At 59.0% G+C, this 5433-nt stretch carries 6 protein-coding genes; 4 read left to right on the forward strand and 2 right to left on the reverse strand.

What is annotated here, in order from left to right; translation table 11 throughout:
- Positions 1-198: 198 nt before the first annotated feature.
- Positions 199-570: a hypothetical protein gene (locus tag PMI32_RS26455; RefSeq protein ID WP_008024799.1), complete on the forward strand. Its 372-nt coding sequence runs from the start codon at positions 199-201 to the stop codon at positions 568-570.
- A 19-nt stretch (positions 571-589) separates the two neighbouring features.
- Here PMI32_RS26455 and PMI32_RS26450 read toward each other — a convergent pair whose 3' ends face one another.
- The gene (locus PMI32_RS26450; protein WP_008024801.1) at positions 590-778 is read right to left on the reverse strand and encodes a hypothetical protein; all 189 of its coding nucleotides are present in this window, start codon (positions 776-778) and stop codon (positions 590-592) included.
- 182 nt (positions 779-960) lie between these two features.
- On the opposite strand from PMI32_RS26450, the gene PMI32_RS30425 reads away from it, so the two are divergent.
- Positions 961-1101, forward strand: a complete 141-nt coding sequence (locus tag PMI32_RS30425) for a hypothetical protein (protein WP_008024803.1) — start codon at positions 961-963, stop codon at positions 1099-1101.
- Between the two features lie 6 nt (positions 1102-1107).
- On the opposite strand, the gene PMI32_RS26445 is transcribed toward PMI32_RS30425, so the two are convergent.
- A complete protein-coding gene (locus PMI32_RS26445) occupies positions 1108-2034 on the reverse strand; it encodes a LysR family transcriptional regulator (RefSeq protein WP_008024805.1) in 927 nt (308 codons plus the stop codon).
- Positions 2035-2152: 118 nt separating this feature from the next.
- Here PMI32_RS26445 and PMI32_RS26440 point away from each other — a divergent pair, with 118 nt between their 5' ends.
- Together PMI32_RS26440 and PMI32_RS26435 are read left to right on the forward strand one after the other, a co-directional pair.
- Positions 2153-3148, forward strand: a complete 996-nt coding sequence (locus tag PMI32_RS26440) for an aldo/keto reductase (protein ID WP_008024806.1) — start codon at positions 2153-2155, stop codon at positions 3146-3148.
- A 179-nt stretch (positions 3149-3327) separates the two neighbouring features.
- Positions 3328-5319: a methyl-accepting chemotaxis protein gene (locus PMI32_RS26435; RefSeq protein WP_008024807.1), complete on the forward strand. Its 1992-nt coding sequence runs from the start codon at positions 3328-3330 to the stop codon at positions 5317-5319.
- Positions 5320-5433 lie beyond the last annotated feature (114 nt).

Raw genomic sequence — 5433 nt, forward strand, 5'->3', positions numbered from 1 at the left:
CTCGCTCCTACAGGAACGAAATTCATGACAAAAATTTAGGCCGCCGGAGGGCGTTTCTGCGGGGGTTTACAAGCTTCTGACGTGATGGCAACAAAATTTCTACATCTGATCCTTCATGATTTGGGTGGCTCGTACGTCTTATTGAGTAAGAGCACCCAACACATCTTTCCGGTTCAGGCTCTGAAAAGGAGATTTTGCATGTACAACTCGCAACTGCCAACGGACGGTAGCACTGCGCCAATGGGCACTTCCATGGGCTCGGGCCTGTTCAATCCGCGTACTGAACGACACAGCAACGAACGGATCCGGGTACTGCTCAAGAGCTTCGGCCTGCGCACCAGCCTGATCCGCCTGAAAGTCATCGACGCCTTGCTGTCCGCCGCCGAAAGCGATCGCAGCCTGGGTGTGCGCGGCGTCCACAGTCACCTGCTGGACCTGGATATTCCGCTGTCCTTTCTCAGTGTGCGCGAAGTGTTGAAACGCTTGTGCAGCGAAGGCGTGATCACCCTGAACCCGGACAAAAGCTACAGCTTGCACCCGCAGGCGTTCGCCGCATTGCACGGCGAATAACCTGCCCGTGGTGCGTCGTTCAGGGCTTGACCTTGCGACGCATCACGCCATTGATCACCACCACGATCACCGCCACACCAATAGCGATGTACTGGAACAGTTTTTCGCTGATGACCCCGGCATTCTGCAAATACGAAAGGCCAAACATGATCCCCAGCACCACCAGGGAGATCAGAATCGAGTATTTCAAACGTTGCGACTGGGTCATTGCCCTTTTCCTTAAACAAAAAGCTAAAACGTAAGGCGAACCTGAAAATGTATCGGGTTTGTATCCGAATGCATGCCAAGCCACTACCGTTTTCCGGGGATGGGGCGCTGCAAACGGGGTCTCATGTTACAGCCGATGAAGCCTTTTGGCTTCATAGCGGCGATAACCATGAGGATTTTGAAATGTTCCGTCGAATCACACTGCTGATTCCCCTGCTGGCCATACTTTCCCTGAGCGGCTGCATTATTTTCCCCCACGGCGGATGGCACGGCGGCCACCATTACGACGGCCGTGGCGGACCGGGTTACTACCAACACCGTTAGGATTTTTCAGCGGCCTGAATATTCTTTGACAAAGCCATTTCCCGGCTGCGCGCAAAGCTCAACCATCCAGTCGACAAACACCCGTACCCGCCGCGACAGCTGACGGTGAGGAGGATAGAGCGCCGCCAACGGCATCCCCGGTGGCGGCACCTCCCTCAGCACCTCGACCAGATTGCCCTCCTTCAATTGCCTGGCCACGTGATAGTACGGGGTCTGGACCAAACCATACCCCGCCTCACACGCCGCCAGATAACCGTCGGCGCTGTTGACCGCCACATGTTTGGACAGATTGATCGGTTGAATCTGACCATCGACCACAAACTCCAGTCCGAAACGTTTGCCGCTGTGACTGGAAACGTACTCCACCATTTCATGCCCCTCCAGATCGGCCAGGCACTGCGGCGTCCCGTGGCGTTGCAGATAACCGGGGCTGGCGCAGGTGACCTGATCCAGCATGACCAGCGGTCGCGCCACCAGAGAGTCGTCCAGTGATGAACCGCCCCGGAGCACGCAATCGACGCCTTCGCGAATCAGGTCCACGGGCCGGTCATTCAAACCGATTTCCAGCTCGATCAAGGGATAGCGGGCCGTGAACTGCGGTAAGGCCGGAATCACGATCAGGCGCCCCACCCCTGCGGGCATGTCCACGCGCAACAAACCCTTGGGGTTTTGACGCGCGGCGGAGAACACCGCTTCGGTTTCTTCCAGATCCGCCAGCAAACGCACGCAACGCGGGTAATACGCAGCCCCATCCAGCGTCAGGCTGATCTGCCGCGTGGTGCGTTGCAGCAACTGCACGCCCAGATGCGCCTCCAGCTGTTTGATCAGAATGGTCACCGAGGCGCGGGGCAATTGCAGGCTGTCTGCCGCTTTGGCAAAGCCTCCCAGCTCGACGATCCGGGTGAATACGCGCATGGCGTTGAATCGATCCATTGTGCTGTCGTACCGGCTGATTATTTAGAAATTACTAATAGTGATAGCAGTTTTAGCTGGTTTATCTGGATTCTGTCGAGGTTAACAATGGGATCCACATTCACAGGGAGCTGATTTCATGCAAACACGTCAATTGGGTAAAAACGGTCCGCAGGTCAGCGCGATCGGTCTGGGCTGCATGGGCATGACTGATTTCTACACCACCGGCACGGACACCCGGGAAGCCACGGCCACCCTGCATCGTGCGCTGGAGCTGGGCATCAACCTGCTCGACACCGCCGACATGTACGGCCCGCACACCAACGAAGAACTGATCGGCAAAGCCATCGCTGGCAAGCGTGATCAAGTGTTCCTGGCGAGCAAGTTCGGCATCGTCCGCGATCCGGCGAACCCGTCCGCCCGAGGGGTCGACGGACGCCCGGAATACATCCGCGCCTCTATCGACGGCACCCTCAAACGGCTCGGGGTCGAAACCCTCGACTTGTACTACCAGCACCGCATCGACCCGCAAGTGGCCATCGAGGAAACCGTCGGCGCCATGGCCGAACTGGTCAAGGCCGGCAAAGTGCGTTACCTGGGCTTGAGCGAAGCCTCGGCCGCAACGCTGGAGCGGGCGCACCAGGTTCATCCGATCAGCGCGCTGCAAAGCGAATATTCGTTGTGGAGCCGGGATCAGGAAGACAATGGCTGCCTGGCCGCGTGCCAGCGACTGGGCATTGCCTTTGTCCCTTACAGCCCGTTGGGTCGGGGTTTTCTGACGGGCGCACTGAAAAGCCCGGACGATTTTGCGGCGGACGACTACCGTCGGTTCAGTCCGCGTTTTCAGGGTGACAACTTCGCGAAAAACCTGTTGCTGGTGCGTCAAGTACAGGACCTGGCGGCGGAAAAAGGCGTGACGGCGGGTCAACTCGCGTTGGCGTGGGTGCTGGCCCAGGGTGATTACGTGATCCCGATCCCCGGGACCAAACAGCGCAAATACCTGGAAGAAAACGTGGCAGCGCTGGAAATCAAACTTGGCCGCGAAGAGCTGCACGCGCTGGAAGCGATCTTCCCGGCGAATGCCACCGCCGGCTTGCGTTACCCCGAAGAAATCCTGAAGTTGCTCGACCGTTAACCTGCGTCCGGCCCGTTCAATTGCCTGAACGGGCCGGCGCAATCCCGCCGTCCGTCACCTCCCTCCGTTCTAGCACGATCGTACCTAAAGCTCGACTTGAGCCAGCCGATAGCCCTTTGAAGCGTCCAGTTTCATACCGATACCCACAATAAGATCGCTGCTCAAAAGGACCCGGCCCCATGCCCGCATTCCGCACTATTCAGGCTCGCTACACGCTGTTTCTGGTCCTGTTCATTCTGCTGCTGTCCATTCTCACCGTGGTTGGCATCAGCCAACTGGTCGCGCCAAAGCTGCGCCACACCGAAGAACAAGTCGCGCTCAATCGCATCGCCGAAGTCGCCGAACAAATTCAGGGCGAACTGAACAAGGTTCAGGCGCAACAGCGCAGCATCACCCAGACCATCCCCCTGCTCGACAGCGCCGCCATCGACACGGTCCTGCCGGGCCTGGTCGATCAGTACGGCGAACTGAAAGTCTTCGGTGGCGGCATCTGGCCCCTGCCCGGCCAGCGTGAAGCGGGGCGCAACAAGTTCAGCACGTTCTGGCATCGCGATGCCTCGGGCAAACTGGCGGTCAATACCTTCTGGAACAGCGACGCCGCGCCTAACTATTACGACCAGAGCTGGTACAAGGGCGGCATGCAAACCCCGCGCGGGCAATGCGCCTGGGCAGCGGCCTATAAAGATGACGCCAGCGCCGAGCCGCGCACCAACTGCGCCATGGCCATCCAGAAAAACGGCGCAGCCTACGGCGTCTCGACCATCGACGTGACCCTGGGTTTCTTCAACGACCTGGTGGCGCGCAAGGAAAAAGACCTCGGTGCCGAAATGCTCATCGTCGAGGCCGACGGCAAGATCATCAGCAACAGCTCGCGCATCAGCGGACCGATCGTACTGAAGAACATCAGCGAACTGGCCGGCAACTCACCTTTCGCCAGCCAAGTGAAGGCCGGCCTGCAAAACCGTGATCAGGCGCAGCGCGTCGAGTTCGACAACAAAGGCGAAGCCAGCACCTTCTTCATGCGCCCTATCGAAGGCACGCCGTGGTTCCTTGCCACTGCCCTGCCGACCAAGCTGATCACCGCGCAGCGCGACGATGTGTTCAGCACGCTGAGCCTGCTGCAAATTCCGATGGTGATCCTGCTTGTGCTGTTGCAAATCTATGCGATCCGCCAACTGATCCAGCGCATGAAAGCCCTGAAGGCGAATATCGACGCACTGTCTGCCGGTGACGCCGACCTGACCAAACGCATCACCATTCGTGCCGAAGACGAGCTGGGCGCCATTGGCCACTCGGTCAACGCGTTCATCGCTTACCTGCAAAACATGATCGGCGAAGTCACCCAGGCCACGGGCGCCATGGCGTCCAGCCTCGACAACCTGCAACGCACCTCTGCGCATACCAGCCAGATTCTGGTGCGCCACGCTTCGGAAACCGATCAGACCGTCACCGCCATTACCGAAATGAGTTCGACCGCCGAAAGCGTGGCGCAGAACGCCGCTGAAACCGCTGCTTTCACTCAACGCGCCAACGAAAACGCCGACCGTTCACGGGTCGTGGTGGGTGAAGCGTCCAGCAGTGTGATTGCATTGATCGACGAAGTGGCCAGCGCCACCCATAAAGTCGAAAGCATGCAGCAAGACGCCCAGCGCATCACCGAAATCCTCGGGGTGATCGGCGCCATCGCCGGCCAGACCAACCTGCTGGCCCTTAACGCGGCGATTGAAGCGGCGCGTGCCGGTGAGCAAGGTCGCGGTTTTGCGGTGGTGGCCGACGAAGTCCGCGCCCTCGCCGCCCGCACCCAGGCCAGCACCTCGGAAATCAACGAGATGCTCGCGCGCCTGACCCAAGGCGTCAGTTCGTCGGTCAGCGCCATGGAAAACACCCAGGCCAGTTGCCAGTCAGCGGCCGATGCCACGGCGCGGGTCAATACCGGGCTGGACGAAATGGCCGGTTCTGTCAGCCACATCAACAGCCTGAGCACTCAGATCGCCACTGCCGCCGAACAACAAAGTGCGGTGACGGATGAGATCAACCGCAGCATGGTGCAGATCCGCCACATGGTGGATGAACTGGTGAAGAGCGGTCAGGCCAGTGAGCTCAATACCCGACAGTTGCTGGAAGCCAATAGCCGCGTGAGTGCGATTATGGGGCGGTTCAAAGTCCGCTGATTGGCTGTAAGGCTTTTGTGTGCATATCCATTGTTTTGGTGATGGCGGATATGGGTTTCGCCCTTACGGCGAGTCACTTGGAAAAGCCCCAAGTAACCAAGGGCTCTTGCCCCT

Source organism: Pseudomonas sp. GM60 (assembly GCF_000282415.1).
In the GTDB taxonomy this organism is placed as follows: Bacteria; Pseudomonadota; Gammaproteobacteria; order Pseudomonadales; family Pseudomonadaceae; genus Aquipseudomonas; species Aquipseudomonas migulae.

What these genes read in the sequence shown, in the direction of transcription:
- PMI32_RS26455 (WP_008024799.1), top strand. Translation starts at nt 199, where the DNA reads ATGTACAACTCGCAACTGCCAACGGACGGTAGCACTGCGCCAATGGGC.
- PMI32_RS26450 (WP_008024801.1), bottom strand. Translation starts at nt 778, where the DNA reads ATGACCCAGTCGCAACGTTTGAAATACTCGATTCTGATCTCCCTGGTG.
- PMI32_RS30425 (WP_008024803.1), top strand. Translation starts at nt 961, where the DNA reads ATGTTCCGTCGAATCACACTGCTGATTCCCCTGCTGGCCATACTTTCC.
- PMI32_RS26445 (WP_008024805.1), bottom strand. Translation starts at nt 2,034, where the DNA reads ATGGATCGATTCAACGCCATGCGCGTATTCACCCGGATCGTCGAGCTG.
- PMI32_RS26440 (WP_008024806.1), top strand. Translation starts at nt 2,153, where the DNA reads ATGCAAACACGTCAATTGGGTAAAAACGGTCCGCAGGTCAGCGCGATC.
- PMI32_RS26435 (WP_008024807.1), top strand. Translation starts at nt 3,328, where the DNA reads ATGCCCGCATTCCGCACTATTCAGGCTCGCTACACGCTGTTTCTGGTC.